This window comes from Thiomonas delicata (assembly GCF_900088825.1).
GTDB lineage: Bacteria > Pseudomonadota > Gammaproteobacteria > Burkholderiales > Burkholderiaceae_C > Thiomonas_A > Thiomonas_A delicata.
Window position 1 is genome coordinate 503,474 of record NZ_LT592170.1, and the last position, 25,829, is coordinate 529,302.

At 67.2% G+C, this 25,829-nt stretch carries 18 protein-coding genes; 10 read left to right on the top strand and 8 right to left on the bottom strand.

Going from position 1 to position 25,829, the window contains the following annotated elements; all coding sequences use genetic code 11:
* The first annotated feature begins 137 nt into the window (after window positions 1-137).
* Window positions 138-746: a chalcone isomerase family protein gene (locus tag THIARS_RS02415; RefSeq protein ID WP_094159313.1), complete on the top strand. Its 609-nt coding sequence runs from the start codon at window positions 138-140 to the stop codon at window positions 744-746.
* Between the two features lie 72 nt (window positions 747-818).
* On the opposite strand, the gene gph is transcribed toward THIARS_RS02415, so the two are convergent.
* Both gph and rpe read right to left on the bottom strand, forming a co-directional pair.
* Window positions 819-1,532, bottom strand: coding sequence for a phosphoglycolate phosphatase (gene gph / locus THIARS_RS02420; RefSeq protein ID WP_094159314.1), 714 nt, complete (start codon window positions 1,530-1,532; stop codon window positions 819-821).
* Entirely contained in the window at window positions 1,529-2,227 is a 699-nt protein-coding gene (rpe, locus tag THIARS_RS02425; protein WP_094159315.1) for a ribulose-phosphate 3-epimerase, read from the bottom strand. Before rpe ends, gph begins: the two co-directional genes overlap by 4 nt.
* Before the next feature lie 66 nt (window positions 2,228-2,293).
* Here rpe and apaG point away from each other — a divergent pair, with 66 nt between their 5' ends.
* From apaG to mltA, 3 genes are read left to right on the top strand one after another with little or no spacing between them, the layout of a single operon-like run.
* Window positions 2,294-2,671 (top strand): Co2+/Mg2+ efflux protein ApaG, encoded by a 378-nt coding sequence (gene apaG / locus THIARS_RS02430; RefSeq protein WP_094159316.1) that lies wholly within the window; start codon window positions 2,294-2,296, stop codon window positions 2,669-2,671.
* A 6-nt stretch (window positions 2,672-2,677) separates the two neighbouring features.
* Window positions 2,678-4,807 carry a site-specific recombinase gene (locus THIARS_RS02435; RefSeq protein WP_094159317.1) on the top strand — a complete coding sequence of 710 codons (2,130 nt, stop codon included), beginning with the start codon at window positions 2,678-2,680 and terminating at the stop codon, window positions 4,805-4,807.
* Window positions 4,807-6,039 (top strand): murein transglycosylase A, encoded by a 1,233-nt coding sequence (gene mltA / locus THIARS_RS02440; protein WP_094159318.1) that lies wholly within the window; start codon window positions 4,807-4,809, stop codon window positions 6,037-6,039. Before THIARS_RS02435 ends, mltA begins: the two co-directional genes overlap by 1 nt.
* A 93-nt stretch (window positions 6,040-6,132) precedes the next feature.
* On the opposite strand, the gene THIARS_RS02445 is transcribed toward mltA, so the two are convergent.
* Window positions 6,133-8,124: a sigma-54-dependent Fis family transcriptional regulator gene (locus THIARS_RS02445; RefSeq protein WP_094160577.1), complete on the bottom strand. Its 1,992-nt coding sequence runs from the start codon at window positions 8,122-8,124 to the stop codon at window positions 6,133-6,135.
* Window positions 8,125-8,440: 316 nt separating this feature from the next.
* Between THIARS_RS02445 and adh the strand changes: the two genes are divergently transcribed.
* The 6 genes from adh (at window position 8,441) to THIARS_RS02475 (ending at window position 16,169) form a co-directional block, all read left to right on the top strand.
* On the top strand, window positions 8,441-9,961 hold the full coding sequence (adh, locus tag THIARS_RS02450; protein WP_094160578.1) for an aldehyde dehydrogenase: 1,521 nt from the start codon (window positions 8,441-8,443) through the stop codon (window positions 9,959-9,961).
* Window positions 9,962-10,060: 99 nt separating this feature from the next.
* Window positions 10,061-10,474: a DUF779 domain-containing protein gene (locus THIARS_RS02455; RefSeq protein ID WP_094160579.1), complete on the top strand. Its 414-nt coding sequence runs from the start codon at window positions 10,061-10,063 to the stop codon at window positions 10,472-10,474.
* A 172-nt stretch (window positions 10,475-10,646) separates the two neighbouring features.
* Window positions 10,647-11,300 (top strand): MliC family protein, encoded by a 654-nt coding sequence (locus tag THIARS_RS02460; protein ID WP_094159319.1) that lies wholly within the window; start codon window positions 10,647-10,649, stop codon window positions 11,298-11,300.
* Between the two features lie 389 nt (window positions 11,301-11,689).
* The gene (locus THIARS_RS02465; protein WP_094160580.1) at window positions 11,690-15,307 is read left to right on the top strand and encodes an indolepyruvate ferredoxin oxidoreductase family protein; all 3,618 of its coding nucleotides are present in this window, start codon (window positions 11,690-11,692) and stop codon (window positions 15,305-15,307) included.
* A 38-nt stretch (window positions 15,308-15,345) separates the two neighbouring features.
* Window positions 15,346-15,690, top strand: coding sequence for a GlpM family protein (locus THIARS_RS02470; protein ID WP_186436540.1), 345 nt, complete (start codon window positions 15,346-15,348; stop codon window positions 15,688-15,690).
* A 146-nt stretch (window positions 15,691-15,836) separates the two neighbouring features.
* A complete protein-coding gene (locus tag THIARS_RS02475; protein WP_094160582.1) occupies window positions 15,837-16,169 on the top strand; it encodes a chemotaxis protein in 333 nt (110 codons plus the stop codon).
* 18 nt (window positions 16,170-16,187) lie between these two features.
* On the opposite strand, the gene THIARS_RS02480 is transcribed toward THIARS_RS02475, so the two are convergent.
* From THIARS_RS02480 to THIARS_RS02500, 5 genes are read right to left on the bottom strand one after another with little or no spacing between them, the layout of a single operon-like run.
* Complete coding sequence (locus THIARS_RS02480) at window positions 16,188-17,114, bottom strand: transglutaminase family protein (RefSeq protein ID WP_094160583.1); 927 nt, start codon at window positions 17,112-17,114, stop codon at window positions 16,188-16,190.
* 22 nt (window positions 17,115-17,136) lie between these two features.
* Window positions 17,137-19,710 (bottom strand): circularly permuted type 2 ATP-grasp protein, encoded by a 2,574-nt coding sequence (locus tag THIARS_RS02485; protein WP_094159320.1) that lies wholly within the window; start codon window positions 19,708-19,710, stop codon window positions 17,137-17,139.
* A 44-nt stretch (window positions 19,711-19,754) separates the two neighbouring features.
* Window positions 19,755-23,189: a transglutaminase family protein gene (locus THIARS_RS02490; RefSeq protein WP_094159321.1), complete on the bottom strand. Its 3,435-nt coding sequence runs from the start codon at window positions 23,187-23,189 to the stop codon at window positions 19,755-19,757.
* Window positions 23,190-23,244: 55 nt separating this feature from the next.
* Window positions 23,245-24,195 carry an alpha-E domain-containing protein gene (locus tag THIARS_RS02495; RefSeq protein WP_094159322.1) on the bottom strand — a complete coding sequence of 317 codons (951 nt, stop codon included), beginning with the start codon at window positions 24,193-24,195 and terminating at the stop codon, window positions 23,245-23,247.
* Window positions 24,196-25,617, bottom strand: coding sequence for a circularly permuted type 2 ATP-grasp protein (locus THIARS_RS02500; RefSeq protein WP_094159323.1), 1,422 nt, complete (start codon window positions 25,615-25,617; stop codon window positions 24,196-24,198).
* Window positions 25,618-25,829: the final 212 nt, after the last annotated feature.

Sequence of the window (25,829 nt, forward strand, 5' to 3'; positions counted from 1 at the left end):
GCTCTCCTCTCGGCGAGAGCGCCAAGCTTGCGCTTGCATACAGCTTGTTGCGAAATGGCACGTCAAGCCGGCCGAAGCAATGAATAATCGCCCACTTATATAGTTTGTTCCAGCAAGCGCTACTTGAGGAGTCGTCCATGAAAAAACTGTTGCTGGCCGCAGCCCTGGCCACGAGCTTCATCTCCGCCAATGCGAACGCCGCGATCAAGGTCGGCGGCGTGTCCATCGAGCAGTCGGCCCCGGCTAACGGCGTGCCGCTGTGGATCAACGGCGCGGGCCTGGTGACCCTGGCCGGGCACCGTCTGGCGGCGGCCCTGTACGTGCCGCAAAACACCACGTCCAATTCGGACATCATGACCGCACGCATGAAAGAGCTGCGCCTCATCCCGCTCAAGCCCATGGGCGGGGCGCAGCTCGGCATGGCCATCGACGCGCTGGTGAAGAAAGGCGTCTCGGCGGCGCAATACAAGCAGTACCAGCCCGATCTGGCCAAGATGCAGGACATGTTCAAGAGCGTGAAGACCATCGCCGCCGGCGAGACCGTGTCGCTGCGCTTTTTCAGCAAGCAAGGTACCTATGTGATGGTGCCAAGCGGCCTGAAAATGGCGCCCATCGGCGGCTCCGAGCTGTTCGACAGCATCGCGCGCTCTCTGCCCGCAAGTGTGATCAACAGCGCCGCCGTGCAGCGCCAGAACCACCCCACGGCGGATTGCCTGGGCTGCGCCAAGTCTGAAAAGGCCCTGTGAGGTCCGCAGCCGCTGGCCCGGCGCGCGCCGGGCTGGTTCCTGGGTCCGCGCCCCCGGCGCGGGTCTGAAACTTCAGACGTCGCGCTCCAGTTCGAGCTGGTCGAGGCGGTCGAAATACGCGGCGGCCGGCGTGGCGCGTATGGGCTCGCCGTGGTTGTAGCCGTAGGTGGCCAGCACCACCGCGCAGCCGGCGCCCCTCGCCGCCAGCGCGTCGTTCTGCGAGTCGCCCACCATCAGGGTGTGGGCGGGCTGCATGTCGATCTGCCGGCAGGTTTCCAGCAGCGGCATGGGGTCGGGTTTCTTGCGCGGGAAGGCGTCGCCGCCGTTGACCACGCGGAAAAAGCCGAGCAGGCCCTTCAGGCGCAGCAGCTCGCGCGCATAGGCCGTGGGCTTGTTGGTGATGCAGGCCAGGGCGAGGCCGGCGTCGGCCAGGCGCTGCAGGCCCTCGGCCACGCCGGGGAACACGTTGGCGTGGTTGCCGTTCACGTCGGCGTAGTGGCGCTGGTAGCTTTCGATGGCTTGCGGGTAGACGGCATCGGCGCGCGCGTCGTCGAGGTGGATGCGCAGGGTTTGCGCCACCAGGTATTCCGAGCCCTTGCCGATGCGCACTTCCACCTGTTCGCGGCTCACCGCCGGCAGGCCGAACTCGGGCAGCATGCGGTTGAGCGTGGCGTGGAAATCGCCGAGGGTGTCGACCATGGTGCCGTCGAGGTCGACGATGGCGGCGCGCACCGCGACGCCGGCCACGCGCACCGGGGCGTCAAGCCAGGGAGCGCCGGCCGTCATGGCACGCCGGCCAGATTGGCGCGCATGGCGTCGACCACGGCCTTGTAGTCGGGCTGGCCGAAGATGGCGCTGCCGGCGACGAAGGTGTCGGCCCCCGCCGCGGCGACCTTGGCGATGTTGTCGGCCTTGATGCCGCCGTCGACTTCGAGCAGGATGTCGCGGCCGCTCTGGGCCTTGTAGGCGTCGAGCTTCTTGCGCACGATGGCGGTTTTGTGCAGTGCACCTTCGATGAAGCTTTGCCCACCGAAGCCGGGGTTCACACTCATGATGAGCACGAGGTCGATGCGGTCCATGACGTAGTCCAGCACGTCCAGCGAGGTGGCGGGGTTGAACACCAGCCCGGCCTTGCAGCCGCTGTCGCGGATGAGCTGCAGGGTGCGGTCGATGTGCTCGCTGGCTTCGGGGTGGAAGCTGATGATGTCGGCCCCGGCCTTGGCGAACATCGGCACCAGCGCGTCCACCGGCTTGACCATCAGGTGCACGTCCAGCGGCACGGGGGTGCCGTCGGCCCGCTTGCAATGCGGCTTGAGGCTTTGCGCCACCAGCGGGCCGATGGTCAGGTTGGGCACGTAATGGTTGTCCATCACGTCGAAATGGATGAAGTCGGCGCCGGCGGCAATGACGTTGCGGACCTCTTCGCCGAGGCGGGCGAAATCGGCCGAGAGAATGCTGGGTGCGATGCGGTAGGTTTTCATGGTGGGGCCGATTGTAAAAGCCCTGCCGCGCTGTCTGCCGGGCGGCTGTCTACAATCGGCCGCACCATGGAGCCCTATCAATTTTCAGTGGCGGTGAAGCCCGAATTCCTGCCCGAGCAATCCGACCCGGGCCAGCGCGTGTGGGCCTATAGCTACAGCGTGAGCATACGCAACACCGGCAGCGTCGCGGCGCAGCTCATCTCGCGGCACTGGTTCGTCATGGACGAGACCGGCCGCGTCGAGGAGGTGCAGGGCCTCGGGGTGGTGGGCCACCAGCCGCTGCTCAAGCCGGGCGAAACCTTCGAATACACGAGCTGGACGCGGTTGAACACGCCATCGGGCAGCATGCGCGGCAGTTATTTCTGCGTGGCCGAGGACGGCGCCCGGTTCGACGCCCCCATTCCTGAATTCGTTCTCATGCCCCCCGGCATGACCCTGCACTAGACGCGCATGGCGCCGACCCCAGGAACCAGCGCCCGCGACCAACTCACGTTCTTGCTGCAGCAGGCCGAGCCGCGTGCGGCCCGGCCCGAGCGCCATCTCTGGCTCATCGCGCTGGTGCAATGGCTGCGCGCCGGCCCGCAGCCTGTGCTCGACGGCGGGCCGGCGCCCGCGCTGCAGCCGGGCTTGCCGGCGGCGGTCTGGCGCCTGCAGGCCGTGCTCGATGCGCTGGACGCCGATCCCGGCCGGCGCCGCGCGGTGGCCGCTGTTCTGCAGCGCTTCGTGCTGGACAACGACGCCACCTCGCTGCTGGCCGATTTCGGCTTCACCTCGCGTCCCGCGTTCTGGTCCGAGTTCGCCGAACGGCTGCGCACCAAGATCATGCCCGCCACGCCGGACACCGGCGACCTGGCTTCCTTGTTCGGGCTTTTGTTCAACAGCGCGGACGATGCCGACTGGCTGATGGCCCTGCCCGATGCGCAGCTGGCGCGCGTCGTGGCCTTGTTCACGACGCCCGCCGTGCCGGTCGAAGCGGACGACGTGGCCGGTGCGGCGCCGCCCGTGGACGACATCGCGGCGCACTGGCGCGCCGAGATCGCCGAGGCCATCACCTTCAGTGTCAGCCACGTGCGCTCGGCCGCCTTCTCGCCGCTCCTGCGCCGGCGCATGCGCGCCACCGGCGACGTCGTGCAGGACGTGGTCACGCCTTTTCGCCAGCTCGCCAGCGCCTGGGAAGCGACGCAGCGGCACCTGCACCCCGGCGAGCGCACCGCGGGCGCGGCGGATGAAGTCACGCCGCTGACCCAGGAGCTCACGTATTTCCGCGCCCTGCTGGACGCCTGCATGCAAGCCGTGCGCACCGTGCCCGAGCATCTGGAAGACAACGGCGTGTCGGTGAGCATCGTGTTCGACGCCTGGCAGCTCGAAAGGCGCATCGCGCGCATCGAAATCCTGCTCGATTGCCTGGTCGGACGCGAGAACGGCCGCGAGCATTTGCGCATGCTGGCGGATTTCGCACGCATCGTGCAGGGGCGGCGCAGCATCGTCGCCCTGGTGGCGCGCAACACCTCGCTGCTGTCGCGCAAGATCGCCGAGCGCCACGCCGAAACCGGCGAGCACTACATCACCCACACCGGGCGCGAGTACGCCGGCATGCTGTGGGCGGCGGCTGGCGGCGGCGCCGTGATGGGCCTCACCACATGGTTCAAGATCGGCATCATCGGCCTGCACATGCCGTCCATGCTCACAGGCCTGTGGGTCGGGCTCAACTATGCCGCCACCTTCGTGCTCATCGCCCTGCTGCACTGGACCATCGCCACCAAGCAGCCGGCGATGACCGCGCCGGCCATGGCCGACAAGCTCGCCGACCTGTCCGACCGCCGAGCCGCGCAGGCCTTCGTCGACGAGGTGGCCGCCCTCACCCGCTCGCAGGCCGCGGGCGTGTTCGGCAACGTCGCCCTGGTGTTTCCGGCCGCGCTCGCCTTGGGCCTGGCCGCGCAATGGCTGTTCGGCGCGCCGCTGCTCGACGCCGCGCACGCCCGCGCCGAACTCGCCTCGCTGTCCCTGCTCGGGCCGACGCCCTTGTTCGCCGTGTTCACCGGCGTGCTGCTGTTCGCCTCCAGCGTGGTGGCCGGGTGGACCGAGAATGCCTTCGTGCTGCACCGGCTCGACAGCGCCCTGCGCTGGAATCCGCGCATTCGCGCCGTGCTCGGCGCCGAACGCGCGGCGCGCTGGGCCATCTGGTGGCGCGCCAACATCAGCAGCATGGCGGGCAATATCTCGCTGGGCTTCCTGTTCGGCCTCGTGCCTGAACTGCTCGCCGGCTTCGGTCTCGGCTTGCAGGTGCGGCACGTCACGCTGTCCACCGGGCTGATGGGGGCCGCGACGGCCACCCTGGGCTGGGGCGTGCTGCACGAGAGCGCGTTCTGGTGGGCCGTTCCCGGCGTGATCGCCAATGGCCTGCTCAACGTGGTGACGAGTTTCTATCTCGCTTTCCGCCTGGCTCTGCGCGCACGCGGCATCGGCCTGCAGGACCGCAGGCTGTTGCGCACGGCGCTGCGCAGCCGCCTGCGACGCAACCTGCTGAGCTTCGTCTGGCCGCCGCGTGCCGCGGCGGCGCAAACCGGGGACGCGCCCTGATGGACGCCCGCCCGGCGCCGCCCGCCCGCCCCGCACGGCGACGTGCGCCACGGCCGGCCTTGTTGCTGGCGCTGCTGCTGGCGGCGTGCGCGGCGCCGCCCGTGCCGCCGCCCATGCCGCCCAAGCCGCCGCAGTCCGCGCCACCCGCACCGCCGCCGGCCGTGCCCGGGGCCACGGCGGCGCTGACCGGGGCCGGCCTGAATCTGCAACCCGCACGTTTCGCCGATCTGCCAGGCTGGGCGGCGGACGATTTTTCCGGCGTCTGGTCCGCATGGCAACGCGACTGCAGCGCCGGCCTGCCCCAGCTCGCCGCCGCCTGCGCGGCCTCCGGCGCCGTCGCGCCCAACGACGCGGCGGCCCAGCGCGCCTTTTTCGAGCAGTGGTTCCAGCCCTGGCAGGCCACGGCGAGCACCGGCGCCGAGACCGGGCTCGTCACCGGCTACTACGAGCCCGTGCTGCACGGCTCGCGCACGCGCGCGTGGCCCTACGTGGTGCCGGTGTACGGCCTGCCTGCCGATCTGGTGGACCGCCCCGGCGCCGACGACGGGGTCACGCGCGGCCGCGTGGTATGGCGCGACGGGCGCAAGGACGTGCTGCCCTACTGGAGCCGCGCCCAGATCAGCGCCGACCCGCAGGCCCAGGCCGTGCTCGACCGCAACGTGGTGGTGTGGCTCGACAGCGCGGTGGAGGCCCTCTTCCTGCAGGTGCAGGGCTCGGGGCTGGTGCAGTTGCCGGACGGCGAGACCCTGCGCCTGAGCTATGCCGGCGACAACGGCTGGCCTTACAAATCCGTGGGCCGCTGGCTGCTCGACCAGGGCGAGCTGCGCGGCACGGTGACCATGCAGATCATCCGCGCCTGGGCGCGCATGCATCCCGAGCGCGTGCAGCAAATGCTCGACGCCAACCCGCGCGTGGTGTTCTTCCGCGCCGCCGTGCTGGACCACCCCGAACGCGGCCCCACCGGCGCCATGGGCGTGCCGCTGACCCCGTTGCGCAGCGTGGCCGTGGACAAGCGCCAGCTCGCCCTCGGCACTCCGCTATGGCTGAGCACCACCGTTGCCGGCCAGCCCTTCGCCCATCTGGTGTTCGCCCAGGACGTGGGCGGCGCCATCACCGGCAGCCTGCGCGCCGACCTGTTCTTCGGCACCGGGGAAGCCGCCGGGGATGCGGCCGGGCGCATGCAGTCGCCGGGGCGCATGTGGGTGCTGCTGCCGCGGGGCTCGAGTCGCTGAGGGCCGGCTCACGCGGGGTGAAAGCGTGCCGGGATGGGATGCGCGGCAAGGCCCATTGCGTCAACGGCTCAGGGACGCGGTGCGCGTTTCGGGTCAACGAGGCTTCCGGTTCGGCAAGACATGCCGGTAGAGCGTGCTGCGATGCACGCCAAGCAGCCGCGCGGCCTGGCTGATATTCCCGCTGCACGAGGAAATCGCGGCTTGGATGGCCGATTCCGTCAGGGCGCGCAGCGCCATCGGCGGCGGCGCATCCCCAGCGGCATCATGCCTGGCGCCGCTGGCGCGCGGCGCCGCCGCGGCGGTCGATGGCGTTGCGTGCCGGCTGTGCCAATCGCGCCGAATGGCCTCGGGGAGATCGGCGAGTTCGATGCAACTCCCCGGCTCGGCCAAGGCGAGGAGGGTCTGCGTCGTCGCGATGAGCTGCCGCCAGTTGCCCGGCCAGGCGTAAGCCAACAGCGCATCCCGAGCTTGCGGGCTGAGCCGGAGACGGCGAGACGGCAACATCGATTGCAGGAGTTCCTCGACGCGGATCCTGGCATCGGACTGTTCGCGCAGGGCCGGCAATGCGGCCGTGAAATGCTGCAGGCGGTAATACAAGTCTGTTCGGAAACTGCCCTGGGCGGCCATGTTCTGGAGGTCGCAATGGGTTGCGCACATCAACACGAAATCCACGGGTTGCTGACGCCCCCCGCCGAGCGCCTTGACTTCATGGTCCTGCAAAACCCGCAGCAGCCGGGCCTGCATCGGCAAAGGCATGTCACCGATTTCATCCAGGAATAAGACGCCGCCATGGGCTTGCCGGATGAGCCCCGGCTGACCCTTGCGCCGGGCGCCGGTGAAAGCGCCTTCCTCGTAGCCGAAGAGCTCGGCCTCGATCAGGCCTTCCGGGACGGCGGCGCAATTGACCGGGACGAAAGGCCCCTGGCGGCGCTGGCTGGCCTGGTGAACCCGCCTTGCAAAAACCTCCTTTCCGGTGCCCGATTCCCCGAGGATGAGAACCGGGATCCCGCAATCCAGAACGCGTCTCGCGCGCTCGACCAGCGCGTCCCGTTGCGCGTCCCAGATGATGGGCGGTTCGGAAACCGCCGCCGGGTGTTTCTGCGGCAACCGTTCTTCGGCCGCGGTCGATACGCCGTCTGGCCGTCGGCTTTTGCCGCCGACCCAGCCGGAAGCCCAGGAAGCCGAACGCCCCGGACGCGCCAGCCAGGGCTGCAAGCACAACTCGAACCGGTCGCGGTCGGTGCTCGGCAGGGAGCAGAAGAGGTCGTCGACGAATCGGCCGCGCAACTGTTCGAACGTCATGCCCAAAACGCGCATGGCTGCACGGTTGGCACCGACGATGGTTTCGTTGCGGATCCACAGCAAGGCCTCGCGGTGCGAGCCGAGCAACGCCGGGTCGCGGGCAAAACGCAGGAGTTCGGTCTGCGCGGGTCTGTTGTCCAGCGCCATGCGGTATTCGATCATCTGCGCCGCCATGCGGACCAGGCCGACGGTCTGGGACTGAATGCAGCGGGGATCGCCCGAAACGTCCAGCACCCCCAGCACCTGCCCGTCCGCGCCCAGCAGCGGCGCGGCCGTACAGCCCAGGATGCCGTTTTGCTCCATGTAATGCTGGGGGCCGAGGACCGTGACGGGGGAGCTTTCCGTCAAGGCCGTGCCGATCGCGTTGGTCCCTCGGCGCCGTTCGGACCAATCGACGCCGGGCATCAGGGCCACGCGCTGGGCTTTGTTCATGAAGACGTCCGAGCCCGTGGCGTCGAGAATCATGCCTTGCGGATCGGCCAGCAACACGACGACGCGCGAGGGCGACAGAGCCTCGGCCAAGGCTTCCAATTCGGGCAGGGCGTGGCGGCGAAGCCGTCCCTGCGCCTCGCGCCGGCTGAACAACTCGTCCTGCGGCAAAGGCTCGGGGGACTCGCTCGGCCTCGCTGGCAGGGCCGAGCATCGCCGCCACGAACGCGCGATCCACTCCGGCACGAGTCCTTCAGGATCGTGGCCTTCCTCGAAAAAGCGCTGGCGCGCCAAGTGCAATGCGGTCGAAGCCGGGGCGATCCCCGTGCTGTCCATGCGTTTGGCCTGGGGCACATCCGTCTCCTGGGTCGGCGCGCCACGCATGAATATGCGGGCTGTCCGTTTTGTTGTGCGCGAAGTGTCGCACCCTGGATGGTTCATGTCACCTGTCGCAAGACGCGACAGTCCGCTGTCGCGGATGAAGTCACAAGGGGCGGGGGAAAGACTCGGGGTAAAGCCGGATCGGGCGGCCTAACGTCTTGTCGTGCAAAGAAAAAATTTGTCCCTGGCGGCAGGACTGCGTCAGGCACGTTTCCTGATAGGGAAGAAGGTGCTGCATGCGCAGTTCAATCGCAGTTCGGTCCCTTCCCCACACATTCAGGAGATCTCCATGGACATGCTTGAGCCCGGCAAGTTTGGCACCGCCGTCGCCTTCAAAAAGCGTTATGGCAACTACATCGGCGGCGAATGGGTTGCGCCTGCCGGCGGTCAATACTTCGAGAACATTTCGCCTGTCACGGGCAAGCCTTTTTGCGAGGTTCCGCGCTCGACGGCGGCCGACATCGACCGCGCGCTCGATGCGGCGCACAAGGCCAAGGGCGCCTGGGGCCGCACATCGCCCACGGATCGCGCGAACATCCTGAACAAGATCGCGGATCGCATGGAAGCCAACCTGCCCATGCTCGCGGCCGCGGAAACCTGGGACAACGGCAAACCCATCCGCGAAACCACGCTGGCCGACCTTCCGCTGGCCATCGACCACTTCCGCTATTTCGCCTCGTGCGTGCGCGCGCAGGAAGGCGGCATCAGCGAGATCGACCATGAGACCTACGCCTACCACTACCACGAGCCGATCGGCGTCGTCGGGCAGATCATTCCCTGGAATTTCCCGATCCTGATGGCCGTCTGGAAACTGGCGCCGGCGCTGGCGGCGGGCAACTGCGTCGTGCTCAAGCCCGCCGAGCAAACGCCGGTTTCCATTCTGGTGCTGGTGGAATTGGTGGGCGACTTGCTGCCGGCGGGCGTGCTGAACGTGGTCAACGGCTTCGGCCTGGAAGCGGGCAAGCCGCTGGCGTCGAGCAGCCGCATCGGCAAGATCGCCTTCACCGGAGAAACCACCACCGGCCGGCTGATCTCGCAGTACGCAAGCCAGAATCTGATCCCCGTCACGCTGGAACTCGGCGGCAAGTCGCCGAACATCTTCTTCGCCGACGTGATGGACAAGGACGACGGCTACTTCGACAAGGCGCTCGAAGGCTTTGCGATGTTCGCGCTCAACCAGGGCGAGGTCTGCACCTGCCCTTCCCGCGCGCTGGTCCAGGAATCGATCTACGAGCGTTTCATCGAGCGGGCGATCAAGCGCGTGGCCGCCATCAAGCAGGGCAGCCCGCTGGAAATGGAAACCATGATCGGCGCGCAGGCGTCGAGCGAGCAGTTGGAGAAAATCCTGTCCTACCTCGACATCGGCAAGCAGGAGGGAGCCCAGGTCCTGATCGGAGGCGAGCGCAACAAGCTGCCGGGTGAACTGGAAGGCGGGTATTACGTCAAGCCCACGGTTTTCAAAGGGCACAACAAGATGCGCATTTTCCAGGAGGAGATCTTCGGCCCGGTGCTGTCCGTGACGACCTTCAAGGACGAAGAGGACGCGCTGGCGATCGCCAATGACACGCTGTACGGCCTGGGCGCCGGGGTCTGGACCCGCGACACGAACCGGGCCTTCCGTATGGGCCGCGGGATACAGGCGGGTCGTGTCTGGACGAATTGCTACCACCTCTATCCGGCGCACGCCGCATTCGGCGGCTACAAGCAATCGGGCATCGGGCGCGAAAACCACAAGATGATGCTCGACCATTACCAGCAAACCAAGAATCTGCTGGTGAGTTACAGCGAAAGCAAGCTGGGCTTCTTCTGACGGCGGACCCGGATCCCATGCCTGTGCATGCGGGCGCGGGATTCCCGGATGAACCGGGATCCCGCGCGCATGAACCCCCCTCAAGCGAGCACATTCAAGATGGACACGACCCCCGAATCAGGCGCAGGCAACGTCGAGCCGCGGACGGTTGAGCAAGTCACGGCAACGCCGGCCGCGCTCGAACTCATCGACAAGCTGAAGACGGCGCATGGCGACCTCATGTTTCATCAGTCGGGCGGTTGCTGCGATGGCAGCGCGCCGATGTGCTTTGCCGCCGGCGAGTTTGTGCTCGGCGACGCGGATCGACTGCTCGGCCATATCGGCGGCATGCCGTTCTACATCGGGCAAGCCCAGTATGCGTACTGGAAGCATACGCAGCTCATCATCGACGTCGTGCCGGGGCGAGGCGGAATGTTTTCGCTCGAGGGATCGACGGGCTTTCGGTTTCTGACGCGCTCAAGACTGTTTGACGACGCGGAGTGGAGCATTCTGGAGCAGGACGGGCGTGTCTGAGACGGATTAGGGGCCGCGGCGCAGAGGCTTGCGTTTTCAATCCCGCCCAGGCCCGTGGGATCGGCGCCACACCGATTCAAGGCTTGTTGAAACAGGTCACATCCGGGCGGGCGTCGATCTGGTGTAATCGGGAACCACGCTGTTCCATTTCGACACCTTAGAGAGCGCCACGATGCAAACACGTCTGCCCACCCGCCCCGCAGTCCGCAGCGCCAGGCGTCATCCGGGCGGCCTGCGCCTGGCGGCATGGCTCGGCACGGGGCTGGCCACGTTGCTGCTCGGGGCTTGCGGAAGCACCGTGTCGCTCAACGGGCCGCCGCCGATCGTCAATATTCCGATGTCGCCGCAGGTCCAGCCCTCGCCGCCGCCCGCCGCCCCGCAACCCGCGCCGAGCGCGCCGCCGCCTGAGGTGTTCGCCCAGCCGCTGCAACCCACGCCGGGCATCGCGGTGCAGCCGCTGGGGCCGGAGTCGGCCCCGCTGCCGTCGACTTCGCAGCCCTTGCCCGCGGCCAGCGCGCCGGCTGCTCCGCCGGCCAGTTCGGCCTCGCCACCGGCCGCGCAAACCCTCATGCCGCCATCGGGCCCGCTTCCCGCCAACGCGGTGCGCTACGTCTGCAATGACGGCACGTCCTTCGTCGCCACCTTCGGCGACGTGAGCGTGACGCTGTCCACCGCCCTGGGCGTCGTCAAGCTGGAACAAACCGTCGCGGCGGACGGCGCGCGCTACAAGAACGGCGACCTGCAGGTGTGGTTCAAGGGCCGCCAGGCCACCATCAACAACCTCACACCGGCCGGCAACACGACGTTGTGCGTGGAGCAGCGCTAGGGCCTGTTCACGCCCCGTCTGGGGGCAACCCTTTGGGCCGGGGGTTTGGGCGGCGCACTGCGACGTTGCAGTCCGCTTGTGGTGCAACACACCACGGCGCGGCCTGCGCCTCGCACTGCATCCGCCCAAACCCCCGGCGCGGATGCAGACAGAGCGTGAACAGGCCCTAGGTCTTCGGCGGCAAGCCCCGGCAAGGAAACACCGGGACCAGTTGGCAAATCCCCGGCGCTCGCACTAGCATCGGCCTTGCTGACGATCAGCCCGCGCCCACAAGGCGCGGAGGCGGTTCGGGGCGCAACACGCCTCAGGACCAGACGCACAAACCCCGCAGCCTCGCTGCACCCGGTGGGCCGCATACCCGCATGGCCGCCGATCTGGAGACACGCGCCATGAACGCACCCCTGCCCGAAGCCATCCGCCGGGCGCTCGAGACCGTTTCGCTCGACGACAAATACACCCTCGAAACCGGCCGCGCCTTCATGAGCGGCATCCATGCCCTGGTGCGCCTGCCGATGTTGCAGCGCCAGCGCGACGCCCTCGCCGGGCTCAACACCGCGGGCTTCGTGTCCGGCTACCGCGGCTCGCCGCTGGGCGGCTACGACCAGGCGCTGTGGAAGGCCAAGAAGCAGCTGGCGGCGAACAACGTCGTGTTCCAGGCCGGAGTCAACGAGGAGCTGGCCGCCACGGCGCTGTGGGGCACGCAGCAACTCGACCTCTACCCCGGGCAGAAGAAGTTCGACGGCGTGTTCGGCATCTGGTACGGCAAGGGACCGGGCGTGGACCGTTGCTCGGACGTGTTCAAGCACGCCAATATGGCCGGCACCGCGAAGCACGGCGGCGTGATCGCGGTGGCGGGCGACGACCACGTCGCCAAGAGCAGCACCGCGGCGCACCAGAGCGACCACATTTTCAAGGCCTGCGGTCTGCCGGTGTTCTTTCCCAGCAATGTGCAGGACATTCTCGACCTCGGCCTGCACGCGCTGGCGATGAGCCGGTATTCGGGCGTGTGGGCCGGCATGAAGACCATCCAGGAGGTGGTCGAGTCGTCGGCCTCGGTGGACGTGGCGGCCGAGCGCGTGCGCATCGTGCTGCCCACCGATTTCGAGATGCCGCAAGGCGGCGTGCACATCCGCTGGCCGGACGACCCGCTTTCCCAGGAGGCGCGGCTGATGGACGTGAAGTGGTACGCCGCGCTGGCCTATATCCGCGCCAACCGGCTCAACCACACCGTCATCGACAGCCCGCACGCGCGGCTGGGCATCATGGCTTCGGGCAAGGCCTACAACGACACGCGCCAGGCCCTGGCCGACATGGGGCTGGACGACGCCACCTGCGCGCAGCTCGGCATCCGCCTGCACAAGGTGGCGGTGGTGTGGCCGCTGGAGGCCGCCATCACGCGCGAGTTCGCCACCGGGCTGCAGGAAATCCTGGTGGTGGAGGAAAAGCGTCAGGTCATCGAGTATCAGCTCAAGGAGGAGCTGTACAACTGGCGCGAGGACGTGCGCCCCAACGTCATCGGCAAGTTCGACGAGCGCGCGGGCGACCGCAGCGGCGGCGAGTGGAGCCAGCCCAACCCGGGCGGCAACTGGCTGCTGCCGGCCAAGGGCGACCTCAGCCCGTCCATCATCGCCAAGGCCATCGCCAGCCGGCTGGAGAAGCTGGGCATCCTGCGCGAGGCTGGGGTGGACCTGCAGCGCCGGCTGCGCGAGCGGGTGGACATCATCGTCGCCAAGGAGCGCGCGCTGGAGGACATGCCCGTGGGCGAGAAGCGCCCGCCCTGGTTCTGCTCGGGCTGCCCGCACAACACCAGCACCCGCGTGCCCGAGGGCTCGCGCGGCATGGCCGGCATCGGCTGCCATTACATGGTGGTGTGGATGGACCGCCAGACCGCCACCTTCAGCCAGATGGGCGGCGAGGGCGTGGCCTGGGTGGGACAGGCGCCGTTCACCAAGGAAAAGCACGTGTTCGCCAACCTGGGCGACGGCACGTACTACCACTCGGGGCTGCTCGCGATTCGGCAGGCCATTTCGGCCAAGGTCAACATCACCTACAAGATCCTGTTCAACGACGCCGTGGCGATGACCGGCGGTCAGCCGGTGGAAGGCGGCCTCACCGTGCCGCAGATCACGCGCGAGCTGCAGGCCGAGGGGGTGCGCGAGATCGTCGTCGTCACCGACGAGCCGCAGAAGTACCGGGACGTGCATGATCTGGCGCCCGGCGTGACCGTGCATCACCGCGACGAACTCGACGCCATTCAGCTGCGCATCCGCGAGGTGCCGGGCACCACGGTCATCGTCTACGACCAGACCTGCGCCACCGAGAAGCGCCGCCGCCGCAAGCGCGGCCTGCTGGCCGACCCGGCCAAGCGCGTGGTCATCAACCCGCTGGTGTGCGAGGGCTGCGGCGACTGCTCGGAACAATCCAACTGCCTGTCGGTGGAGCCGCTGGAAACCGAATTCGGCCGCAAGCGCACCATCAACCAGAGCACCTGCAACAAGGACTACTCCTGCCTCAAGGGCTTTTGCCCGAGCTTCGTCACGGTCGAGGGCGGGCAATTGCGCAAACCCAAGGCGCAGGCCGCGACGGACCCTGCCAGCCTGCCGCCGATCCCGGAACCCGTGGTGCCCGATCCCGTGCGCGCGGACCGCGCCGGCGGCGGCAACTACGGCATCCTGGTGGCCGGTGTGGGCGGCACCGGGGTCATCACCATCGGCCAACTGCTCGGCGTGGCCGCGCACATCGAAGGCAAGGGCATCGTCACCCAGGACGCCGCGGGGCTGGCGCAAAAAGGCGGCGCGACCTGGAGCCACGTGCTCATCGCCGACGCGCCCGAGAACATCCACACCACCCGCGTGGCCATGGCCGAGGCCGAGCTGATCCTGGGCTGCGACCCCATCGTCGCGGCCGACCGCGAAACCCTCTCGCGCGTGCGCGAGGGCCGCACCTTCGTGGCCCTCAACACCCATGGCACGCCCACGGCCACTTTCGTCCACCAGCCCGACTGGCAGTTTCCCGGCGCCGCCTGCCGCAGCGCCATCGAGCAGGCGGCCGGACGCGAACAGGTCGCGGGCTTCGACGCCGAGGCCGCCGCCGTGCGTCTGCTCGGCGACGCGCTGTACGCCAATCCCATGCTGCTGGGTTTTGCCTGGCAGAAAGGCTGGCTGCCGCTAGGACACGCGTCGCTGATGCGGGCCATCGAACTCAACGCCGTGGCGGTGGACAAGAACAAGGCCGCGTTCGAATGGGGCCGCCGCGCCGCCGCCGATCCGCAGGGCTTTGCCGCGCTGGCCAGCGCCCAGCAGGTGATACAAGTCGTCAAGCGTCCTTCGCTGGACGAGCTGGTCAAGCGCCGCGTCGAATTCCTCACTGGCTACCAGAACGCGGCCTATGCGCGGCAGTACGCGGAGTTGGTGGCGCAGGTGCGCGCCGCCGAGGCGCCGCTGCAGTCCACGCGCCTGAGCGAGGCGGTGGCGCGCCATTTGTTCAAGCTCATGGCGTACAAGGACGAATACGAAGTGGCGCGCCTGCACAGCGCCGCCGAATTCGGCGCGCAGATCCAGAGCCAGTTCGAGGGCGACTTCAAGCTGCGCTACCACCTGGCCCCGCCCTTGCTCGCCAAGCGCAACGCCAAGGGCGAGTTGGTCAAGCGCGAATTCGGATCGTGGATGGGCCAGGTTTTCGCCGTGCTGCGTCACTTCAAGTTCCTGCGCGGCACCGCGATCGATCCGTTCGGCCGTACCGACGAACGCAAGCAAGAGCGCGCCCTCATCGGTCGTTACCGCGACACCGTGCGCGAGCTGCTCGGCGGCCTGAATCCGCAGAACCTGGCCCTGGCGGTCCAGATCGCCAGCCTGCCGGAGCGCATCCGTGGTTACGGTCATGTCAAGGCGCGCAACCTGGCCGAGGTCGAACCGCAATGGGAGATCCTGATGCGGCAGTGGCGCCATGGCGGGGCGGCCGGGACGGGCGCGGGCGGCGGGCAGGCCCGCGTCACCGAGCTGGCCTGAGCCCAGGCTCGGCAACGGAACGAATTCGCATCGGGCCCATGATTCCTCTCGCACTCAAGGCGCTGCTGGGCGCGGCCGCCGCCGTGCTGATCGCCTTGCTGGCGGCCAGCCGCAACTACGTCATTGCCGGGCTGGTGCCGCTGTTTCCCACTTTTGCGCTCATTGCCCATGTGCTGGTCGGGCGCGAGCGCGGCCCGGCCGCACTCAGGGCCACTGCAGTGTTCGGCCTGTGGGCCATGCTGCCCTATGCGGTGTATTTGGTTGCCGTAGACCTCCTGGCCGAACGACTCCCGCTGGCCGCGGTCCTGAGCGTTGCCACCCTGGCGTGGCTCTTGAGCGCGGGCCTGCTGATGTTCGTCTGGATGCGATGGCACGGCGCATGAAGTGAGCCGCAGACCGGATGCAGCCATGCCGCGTCCCCGACGATTTCGCTGGATATTGCATCCGGATTGGTTACGCTAAGCCTTTGCGCCGGTTATGTCTGTCCACCGGGTCCATGCGGCCCACCATCGTCCATCCCGCACCCGCCATGCCCGCATCCTGGCTCGCCGCGATCAACGCCGCCCTGCCCTATATCGATTCCATCGCCAAGATCGCCTTGCCCGCGTTCGGCCAGCGCAAGAGCAGCAGGGAAGCCAACGAAGACACGCATCGCCAACTCGCCGAACTGCAGACGGCCGTGACCCACAATGCCGAGCATGTGCGCGAACTGGCCGTGCAACTGCAGGCCGCGCTGTCGGCGCTGGAGCAAGCGGCCGCCGAGGCCGCCGCGGCGCAGCGCCGCCTGCGCCTGCTGTTGAACGTGGTGGGAGCCTTGGCGTTGCTGGCCGTGGTTCTCGCCGTCTACGCCGCCTGGCGCTGAAGCGCAAGGGCAGGTCGTTCAGGCGTGGAGCGGGGTGACGCGCACCGCGACTTCTAGCGTGTGGTCGCCGCCACCGCGAATGACGCCACGCAACGGGGAGATGTCGGCGAAGTCGCGACCTACCGCGACGCGTACGTGGTTGAGCGTGGGCTGACGGTCGTTGGTGGGGTCGAACTCGATCCAGCCATGCACCGGACACCACACTTCGACCCAGGCATGCGATGCATCGGCGCCCAGCAATTGGGTCTCGCCGGGGCTGGGGCGCGAGCGTAGATAGCCGCTGACGTAGCGCGCCGCCAAGCCCATGCCGCGCAGCGCGGAGATCATCACATGCGCGTAATCCTGGCACACGCCGTGGCGCAACTCCAGAGCATGGGGCGCGCGCGTATGGGCCTCCGTGCTTTCGGGGTCGTAGGTGAAATCGGCATGGATGCGGCGCATCAGATCCAGTGCACCTTCCAGCATGGGGCGATTGGGTGTGAAGCTCGGCGCGGCGTAATCCGCCGCGGCGGCGAACACCGGCGAAAAGTGGCTGCCGAAACTGAATTCGCTCTCGGGCACGTAAGGCTTGCCCGCGCGGTAGGGCAGGAGGTCGCGCACGGTTTCCCATGGGGGGCTGGCGCCACGGTCGAGCGCGGGCCTTGCGCGCACGCGCACATGGCTCAGGGCGCGAACGGTCAGGGTCTCGTGGGTCGCGTAGAAGGCGAAAAACCGTTGCTTGTTGCCGTACACGTCCGTGCGGGAGCCGAGGTGCGCCGGGGTTGGCTCGATCATGCAGTCGTGTTCCACGCAGTGTTGGACAGGCTCGTCGCGCGGATGCAGGTGTGCCAGATGATTGGCCAATTCGACCGGGGCGCTGTAGGTGTAGGCGGTGATGTGCTCGACGCGGTAGAGCAATCCTTCCGTGTCGGGGGGAAGCGGGGATGCGGATATGGGCGGTTTCATGTCCATCTCAGTGGAGCGGGCCTTAATACCCGCCGAGACTGCGATCGGCGCCGCTGACGTGGGCGAAATAGCGTCGTCCGATTTCGTCGGAGAGCTGCCACGCGGACGTCTTGACCTTGCCGAGAGTGTGCTCCAGGCAGGAGTAGTGGCCGTCGGCGTCTTGGGCGCAGATCTCGGTCAGCAGCCAGGCGTCGGGATCCGGTGCCAGTGCCAGCAGCACCCCGCATTCGGCGTCGCCACCGGGCAGGCGGACCAGGCGCGCCCGCAGCGTCTGCGCCACCCAACCCAATGCCCTTGGGTTTTCACGATCCAGCACCAGCAAGTCCAGCAGCGGCGGTACCTCGAGGCGTTTCTGGTATAGGGCGCGGTAGGTGATGATGCTGTTGAACAAGCGTAGCAGCAGGTTGAAGCCGCTGTCGGTGTGCACGGCCTTGGTGTCGAAGGCGGTGGTCAGTGCGTCGCCGAGCAGGGACAGGCGCTCGATGTGCCGGCCGATGCTGAGCAGGCGCCAGCCGTCGTCACGCGTCATGCGGTCGGTCTGCGCACCTGTAATGGCGCAGAGAATCTCGCTCAGCCGATCCAGCCCTTGCAAGGCCACGCTGGGTTGCCAGTCCTCGCGATGCGCGGTGTCGCCTGCCGGGAGGATCTCATGCGCGGTGGCGTCGTCGATCCATTTGCGATGCTCGGAGCCGAGGCGTTCGCGTACTTGGGCTGCGGCATGGCCCAGCGCCTGCAGGTTCTGCACGATGCCCCCGGCATGTCGCCCCGGGCCCAGTCCGCGGATGAGCGCGCGCTCGAACAGCTGCGAGTGTTCGGTCAGCGCAGGCGTCTCGGTTTCCACCAGGCCGCTGCGGCGGCACCATTGATCGAGCGCTTCGCAGACCTCGGGACTGAGGTCGTCGTCGCCCGATAGCGCTTCCAGCGTCAGCCGGGTCAGCAGGATGCTGTGCTCAGCGCGCTCGGTGTAACGCCCGATCCAGAACAGGTTTTCCGCCGCGCGGCTTGTGACCACCCGGTGGTGCTGTTTGAGATCCTGGGGCTGTATGGGCGCGGGCAGCATGGTGGTGTGATCCACGGCCTCGCCGGTGATGACCCAGGCGTCCTGGCTGCTGCCGCCGCGCTGCATGGAGACGATATTGCTGCCGGGCGGTGCGGTACGTACCAGACCCCCTGGCAGTACGTGCCAGCCGCCGCGTCCGTCGGAGAGGGCATAGACCCGCAGCATGGCCGCGCGTGCGCCCATGCGGCCGTCGTTCCAGACAGGGACCTGCGGAAGCGGAAGGTATTGTTGCAGCGCGACCTCGGCGGGTTGGGCCTGCACGCGCTTGCGCCAGCTCGGGAGCTGGCCATAGTCGAGGTTGGCGACCACCGCAGCGTCGAAGCCGCATTCGGTATGCACCGGTTTGACCACCCAGGCGCGCAGGTCTTCGAGCGGGGCATCGCACACGCCAGGCTCGCCACACCACCAGCTCGGCAGCGAGGGTAGCAACAAGGGTTGGCCAAGCAGACTTTCGCACAGCCGTGGCATGAAGCCGCACAAGGCGGGTGATTCGAGAAAGCCCGCGCCCAGGGCGTTGGCCAGCAGCACGTTGCCCGCGCGCACGGCCTGCAACAGGCCGGGGATGCCGAGCATGGAATCTGGGCGCAGTTCCAGCGGGTCACAGAAACTGTCGTCGAGGCGACGCAACACGGTGTGCACGGGCTCCAGGCCGTGCAAGGTCTTGAGGAACAGGCGGTCCTCGCGTACCGTGAGGTCGTTGCCCTCGGCCAGGGTGATGCCGAGATAGCGCGCGAGATAAGCCTGCTCGAAATAGGTTTCGCTGTAGGGACCCGGGGTCAGCAGCACGATGCGCCCGCGCGGTCCACCGGGAGACAGGCGCTGCAGCGTGTCCATCAGCGTCCGGTAACTGGCCGCCAGGCGCTGCACCTTCAGGGCCGAAAAGGCCTCGGGGAACAGTCGCGACACCAGAATGCGGTTTTCCAGCAGGTAGCCCAGACCGGAGGGTGCCTGCACGCGCTGATTGACCAGGCGCCACTGACCGTCGGGCCCGCGTGCCAGATCGTAGGCGGCGATATGTAGCCAGACATCGCCGGGCGGACGGTGCCCGTGCATGGCGCGCAGATAGCCCGGATGGCCCTGCACCAGCGCTGGCGGCAGCAGCCCTTCGCGCAAGGTGCGTTGCGGGCCGTCGTAGATGTCGGCCATGATGGCGTTGAGCAGCGCCGTGCGCTGCTCAACGCCGGTGGCGATCTCTGCCCAGGTTGCGGCATCGACGATCAGCGGAAACAGATCGACCGACCAGGCGCGGGTGGGTTGCTTGGGGTCGGCGTAGACGTTGTAGGTGACGCCGTCATCGTGAATCTGCTGCCGCAGCACGGATTCGCGCGCTGGTAGGCCCTCGAATCCCTCGGGTCCGAGTCGGCGGAAAAACTCCGCCCAGTGTGGCGCCAACGGCCCACCGAGCCCACCTCGGGACACACTGTCGCGCAGTGCGTCCCAGTGGCCGGGAAGGACCGGTGCGGCCAGATCAGCGGCAAGATCAACCAGCGCATCGGCGGGGTTGGCGGCGGATTCGGAGTGGAAGAGACTAGCCATGCCGGATTGTTACATCGTCTGACCAGGCGCTCGCTGCGACCGGATCAGACGCCATGCTGGCGCAGATCCAGCGTGAAGGGAAATTCCAGGCTGGGCTGGGCGGAGGCGGCTAGCATGCGTCCGGGTGTATGGCCTATCTGGAAGAAGCGAGCCAGCCGCCGGCTTTCGGCCTCGTAGGCGTTGATCGGGAAGGTGTCGTGGCTGAGTCCACCGGGGTGGGCTACGTGGTACTGGCAACCACCGAGCGAACGTTCCATCCAGGTGTCGACGATGTCGAAGGTCAGCGGCGCATGCACGCCAATGGTGGGGTGCAACGCGGAGGCTGGCCGCCAAGCGCGGTAGCGCACGCCGCAGACATATTCCCCGCTGCGCCCGGTGGGCTGCATGGGCATAGTCTGACCGTTGACCGTCAGCACGTGGCGGCTGTCGGTTAGGCCGTTGATCTTCACCTCAACCCGCTCCAGCGATGAGTCGACGTAGCGCACCGTGGTGCCCGCAACGCCCTCCTCGCCCATCACATTCCAGGGCTCCAGCGCCATGCGCACTTCCAGTCGCATGCCGCGCACGGCATACTCGCCCAGCAGCGGGAAGCGGAAGGTATGGTGCGGCGCGAACCATTGGGGATCGAAGTCGAAGCCGGCGTCGCTCAACTCGGTCAGCACGTCCTCGAAGTCCATCGCAATGAAGGTGGGGAGCAGGAAGCGGTCGTGCAGCGCTGTGCCCCAGCGTTGAAGCGCCCCGGTGTAAGGTTGTTCCCAGAAGCGCGCGATGAGTGCGCGCAGTAGCAGCTGCTGCACGACGCTCATGCGCGCGTGCGGCGGCATTTCGAACGCGCGAAGCTCCAGCAGGCCGAGACGTCCGGTGACGGAGTCGGGGTTGTAGAGCTTGTCAATGCAGAACTCGGCGCGGTGCGTGTTGCCCGTGACGTCGATGAGGATGTTGCGCAGGGTCCGATCGATCAGCCACGGCGGCAGCCATGCGCTCCCGGCCTCGGTGCCGCGGTTGCGGCGCAATTCGGCCAGCGCGATTTCCAGTTCGTACACTTGGTCGTCGCGCGCCTCGTCTACCCGTGGCGCCTGGCTGGTGGGGCCGATGAACAAACCACTGAACAGATACGACAGCGAGGGATGATTGTGCCAGTACGCCACCAGGCTGGCCAGCAGATCGGGGCGGCGCAGAAAGGGGCTGTCTGCGGGCGTGGCGCCGCCGAGCACGATGTGGTTGCCCCCGCCCGTGCCGGTGTGGCGGCCGTCGAGCATGAACTTCTCGGCCCCGAGGCGGGTTTCGAACGCTGCCTGGTAGAGGAATTCGGTGTGGTCGACGAGCTCGACCCAGTCGTGCGCCGGATGGATGTTGACCTCGATGACCCCGGGGTCGGGCGTGACTTGAAGCATGTTCAGGCGCGGGTCGCGCGGTGGCGGATAACCCTCGAGCACCAGTTGCACTTGCAGGCGCTGCGCGGTGGATTCGATCGCGGCGAGCAGTTCCAGGTAATTCTCCACATGCGTCAGAGGCGGCATGAACACGTAGAGCCTGCCTTCTCGGGCCTCCACGCACACGGCGGTGCGCACCACCCAGGATGCCGACTCGAGGCGGGCTGGCGAGCGAGCACGATCGATGGCGGCCCTTGCCGTGCCTGACGCGGCTGCGCCATGTGTTGGTGCGTCCAGCTTCTGTCCCTGCACTGCAATGGTGCCACCTTCGGCATAGCCGCCCCCAATACGGTGCACATCCAAGCCGCTGCCCGGGCCGTATTGCGCACGAATACGCGCCGCAGCGGGAAGCGGCTGGCGCGGCGCGAAGGGGTCTTGCGGCCACTCGGCCAGGCGGTCACCCTCGGCGGCCCAGGGCAGGGAATCCAGTGGCAGGCGCCAGCCCATGGCCGAATCGCCAGGAATCAGGTACATGCGCTCGTCGCGGAAAAACCAGGGCCCAGAGACCCAGCGCGGCCCGGCCAAGCTCGGTGCGCCTAGTTCGGGGTGAAGCGGAAGCGCGTAGCCGACAGGGGTTTTCAGGCCCTGGTCGAACACCCGTCGAAGCCGGGCGCGTTCGAGCTCGTCGTCCACGTGCGAATCGAAGGGGTCGACGTTCACCGGCAGGCGACGCTCGCGCCACAGGTAATACCAGGTGTCTTCGAAGCCGGCCTGCACGTGCGCCGGGTTCACGCCCAGCGCGTCGACCAGGGCGAGCATGAAGGTGTGGGCGTCATCACTGGTGGCGTTGTCCGGCACGCGTTCGTCGGCGAACAGGGCCGGGTCGTGCCAGCATGGCTGTCCGTCACGTCGCCAGTAGGCGGACAGCGCCCAGCGCGGAAGCTGTTCGCCCGGGTACCACTTGCCTTGGCCGAAGTGCAGAAAACCGCCGGGGCCATAGCGCTTGGCCAAGCGTTGTATCAGTTCGCCAGCGTAGCCGCGTTTGGTGGGGCCTACGGCATCGGTATTCCATTCCGGTGCGTCGCGGTCGGTCACGGCGACGAAGGTCGGCTCACCGCCTTGGGTGAGGCGCACATCGCCCGCTTCCAGATGCTGGTCGACTTGCGCCCCTAGCAGCAGCACGGCCTGCCACTGATCGTCGGTGTAGGGCTTGGTCACGCGCGGGGACTCGTAGATGCGGGTGACGCCCATGTGGTGGCTGAACTCGACTTCGCACTCGTCTATCAGCCCTTCCACAGGCGCGGCGCTGGATGGCTGCGGGGTACAGGCCAGTGGAATATGGCCTTCCCCGGCGAGCAGGCCGGAGGTGGGATCCAGGCCGATCCAGCCGGCGCCTGGCAGGTAGACCTCGCACCAGGCGTGCAAGTCGGTGAAGTCGTGTTCGGCGCCGCCGGGGCCGTCAAGCGATTTCACGTCGGGCGTGAGCTGGATGAGATAGCCAGAGACGAAGCGAGCGGCCAGGCCCAGGTGGCGCAGCACCTGCACCATCAGCCAGCCAGTGTCGCGGCAGGATCCCGAGCACAATTCCAGCGTCTGCTCCGGGGTCTGCACGCCCGGCTCCATGCGAACGAGATAGGCGATGTCGTGCTGCAGGCGCTGATTGACGTCGACCAGGAAGTCGATGGTTCGTCGCGGTGTGATGTCGATGCTGTCGAGCAGAGCCGCCAACAGTGGCGTGCGGGCGACGGTTGCCAGGTAGGGCGTGAGTTCTCCGCGCAACTCGGCGCTGTAGGCGAAGGGGAACTTCTCGGCCTCGGGTTCGAGAAAAAAATCGAACGGGTTGTAGACCGACATCTCGGCCACCAGATCGATCGTGATCTGCAGCAAGGTGGTCTTTTCCGGAAACGTCAGTCGTGCCTGATAGTTGGCAAAAGGGTCCTGTTGCCAATTGATGAAATGCTCGGCCGGGTCGACCCGCTGACTGTAGGACAGAATCGGGGTGCGGCAATGCGGCGCCGGGCGCAAGCGCACCATGTGCGGCGAGAGATTCACGGGCCTGTCGAAACGGTAGGTGGTGGTGTGGCTGAGGGCGACGTGAAGGGCCATGGGGCACCTGTGGAGGGAATCGAGAGGCGGTGAAGCGGGGCTGGCGAGGGCGGCGTCAGGCGGCGAGAAAATCCTGGCTGATGCGTTCGCCGAGGTCGTTGATGCGATCCAGAAAACGCGTGAGCCAGGCGTGCAGTCCGGTGGACATGATCTCGGCCGTGCGCCCGAATTGCAATTCGGCATTGAGCAGGCCGGCTCTGCGCAGGGTTTCGTGCGAACGCGGGTTAGCCACCGCACGCAGATGGGCCGTGGCCTCCGACATGCACGCGGCAAGCGAGCGCGGCATGTCGGGACGCAAGATGAGCAACTCGGCCACGCGTTCGGGGGTGATGGCGTCACGGTAGACCTTGCGGTACACCTCGAAGCCCGACACCGAGCGCAGCACGCTGGACCAGTAATAAAAGTCGTACTCGTGCACGCGTCCGTTGCCGGAGCCATAGAAATCGGACTGTAGCGCGTGGAACTTCACGTCCAGCAGCCGCGCGGTGTTGTCGGCGCGTTCGAGAAAAGTGCCGATGCGCAGGAAGTGGAAGGCTTCGTCTTGCAGCAAGGTTCCCGAGGTGACGCCGCGCGAGAGATGCGAGCGGTTTTTCACCCATTCAAAATACTCGCCTGGATCGCGTTCGAAGCGCCCGTCGAGCAGCGGGCGTTGCGACTCCAGCCAAGTCTGGTTGATGGTTTCCCAGACCTCGGTGGTGATGGTGCCGCGCACGGCGCGTGCGTTCTCGCGCGCCGCGCGCAGATTGCGCTGGATGGACGAGACGTTGCCCATGTCGCGCACCATGAAGTCGAGCACCTTGCCCGCCTCGATTTCGCCGTGCCGCGCGGTGTAGTCGGCGGTAAGTTCGAAGATGCCCAGCAGACCCGTCCAGCCGAGTTGCTCCACCGCACCCGGTTGGGGCAGCAGCGAGGACTGTTGCTGCACGTCGAGCATGCGTGCGGTGTTTTCCGCCCTCTCGGTGTAGCGGGCCATCCAGAACAGGTGATCGGCGGTGCGGCTGAGCATCTAGCGCTCCAAGACCCAGGTGTCTTTGGTCCCGCCGCCCTGCGAGGAGTTGACCACCAGCGAGCCTTCGCCCAGCGCCACGCGGGTCAGCCCGCCCGGCACCAAGGATACGGACTTGCCCGAGAGCACGAAGGGCCGCAGGTCGATATGGCGTGGCGCGATGCCGGCTTCCACCAGAATGGGGCAGGTCGACAGTGCCAACGTGGGTTGAGCGATGTAGCGTTCAGGGTGGATTTCGATCTTCTCGGCGAAGTCTGCGATCTCCGCCTTGCTCGCCGCCGGCCCCACCAGCATGCCGTAGCCGCCCGCGCCGTGCACCTCCTTGACCACCAACTCGGGTAGGTGGTCAAGCACGTAGCGCAAACTCTCGGGTTCGCGGCACAAGTGGGTGGGTACGTTGCTGAGGAGGGGTTCTTGGCCGAGGTAGAACCGGATCATGTCCGGCACGTAGGGGTAGATGGATTTGTCGTCGGCCACGCCGGTACCGATGGCGTTGGCTAGGTTGACGTTGCCGGCTCGGTAGGCCTGCATGAGTCCGGGGCAGCCCAGCGTGGATTCGGGGCGGAACGCCAGCGGGTCGAGAAAGTCGTCGTCGACGCGGCGGTAGATCACGTCCACGCGTTGGGGGCCCTGAGTGGTGCGCATGTAGACGAAATCGTTCTCCACGTACAAGTCTTGGCCTTCCACCAACTCCACACCCATCTGCTGGGCGAGGAAGGCATGCTCGAAGTAGGCGGAGTTGTACATGCCGGGCGTGAGCACGACCACGGTCGGCTCGTTGAGCGCGGGCGGTGCCACGTCACGCAGCTTTTCCAGCAGCAGATCCGGATAGTGCGCCACAGGCGCCACCGCGTGACGCGCGAACAGGTTGGGGAACAAACGCATCATCATGCGGCGGTTTTCCAGCATATAGCTCACGCCTGATGGCACGCGCAGGTTGTCTTCCAGCACGTAGAACTCGCCCTTGCCCTCGGCGCTCTCCGCGCGCACCACGTCAACGCCCGCGATATGCGCATACACCTGCTGGGGCAGGGTGACGCCATGCATCTGAGGCCGGTATTGCGCGTTGTCGAGCACCTGGTCGGGAGGGACCTTGCCGGCACGCAGGATGTCCTGGTCGTGATAAATGTCGTGCAGGAAGTGGTTGAGCGCCGTGACGCGCTGCTTGAGCCCGGCTTCCAGGTGTCGCCATTCGTCGGACGGGATGATGCGCGGAATCATGTCGAACGGAATCAGCCGCTCGGTTCCGGCGTCGTCGCCGTACACGGCGAAGGTGATGCCCACGCGGCGGAAAATGAGCTCGGCCTCCTCGCGCTTGGCTTGCAGCGCAGAAGGCGGCTGTTGCTCCAGCCATTGCGCATAGCCCGCGTAGTGGGCTCGCACGGCGTGATCGGCCGTATGCATTTCGTCGTAGTGGTGCATGGTTCTCGCTCAAGGCCGGCAAAGGCGTCGGTTCTGGACGGTTCCAGCTTGCTTTGCAAAAAACAGGCCAATGTTCGCCCGGTAGGCATGACGGAGGGTCTGCCTTTTGCTTTTTGTTCGACCATCGGTTGTGACAGAGCGCCGTGATACTCGGCCCGCAAGGCCTTCAAGCGTTCGGCCCCATCGCCGTTGCCGCACGTGCTGATGTGTGT

Coding starts and splice junctions, on each gene's coding strand:
- THIARS_RS02500 (WP_094159323.1), bottom strand. CDS start 25,617: ATGCACCACTACGACGAAATGCATACGGCCGATCACGCCGTGCGAGCC.
- THIARS_RS02460 (WP_094159319.1), top strand. CDS start 10,647: ATGCAAACACGTCTGCCCACCCGCCCCGCAGTCCGCAGCGCCAGGCGT.
- THIARS_RS02480 (WP_094160583.1), bottom strand. CDS start 17,114: ATGAAACCGCCCATATCCGCATCCCCGCTTCCCCCCGACACGGAAGGA.
- apaG (WP_094159316.1), top strand. CDS start 2,294: ATGGAGCCCTATCAATTTTCAGTGGCGGTGAAGCCCGAATTCCTGCCC.
- THIARS_RS02455 (WP_094160579.1), top strand. CDS start 10,061: ATGGACACGACCCCCGAATCAGGCGCAGGCAACGTCGAGCCGCGGACG.
- THIARS_RS02470 (WP_186436540.1), top strand. CDS start 15,346: ATGATTCCTCTCGCACTCAAGGCGCTGCTGGGCGCGGCCGCCGCCGTG.
- THIARS_RS02490 (WP_094159321.1), bottom strand. CDS start 23,189: ATGGCCCTTCACGTCGCCCTCAGCCACACCACCACCTACCGTTTCGAC.
- THIARS_RS02475 (WP_094160582.1), top strand. CDS start 15,837: ATGCCCGCATCCTGGCTCGCCGCGATCAACGCCGCCCTGCCCTATATC.
- THIARS_RS02465 (WP_094160580.1), top strand. CDS start 11,690: ATGAACGCACCCCTGCCCGAAGCCATCCGCCGGGCGCTCGAGACCGTT.
- THIARS_RS02495 (WP_094159322.1), bottom strand. CDS start 24,195: ATGCTCAGCCGCACCGCCGATCACCTGTTCTGGATGGCCCGCTACACC.
- gph (WP_094159314.1), bottom strand. CDS start 1,532: ATGACGGCCGGCGCTCCCTGGCTTGACGCCCCGGTGCGCGTGGCCGGC.
- THIARS_RS02415 (WP_094159313.1), top strand. CDS start 138: ATGAAAAAACTGTTGCTGGCCGCAGCCCTGGCCACGAGCTTCATCTCC.
- adh (WP_094160578.1), top strand. CDS start 8,441: ATGGACATGCTTGAGCCCGGCAAGTTTGGCACCGCCGTCGCCTTCAAA.
- rpe (WP_094159315.1), bottom strand. CDS start 2,227: ATGAAAACCTACCGCATCGCACCCAGCATTCTCTCGGCCGATTTCGCC.
- THIARS_RS02485 (WP_094159320.1), bottom strand. CDS start 19,710: ATGGCTAGTCTCTTCCACTCCGAATCCGCCGCCAACCCCGCCGATGCG.
- THIARS_RS02435 (WP_094159317.1), top strand. CDS start 2,678: ATGGCGCCGACCCCAGGAACCAGCGCCCGCGACCAACTCACGTTCTTG.
- mltA (WP_094159318.1), top strand. CDS start 4,807: ATGGACGCCCGCCCGGCGCCGCCCGCCCGCCCCGCACGGCGACGTGCG.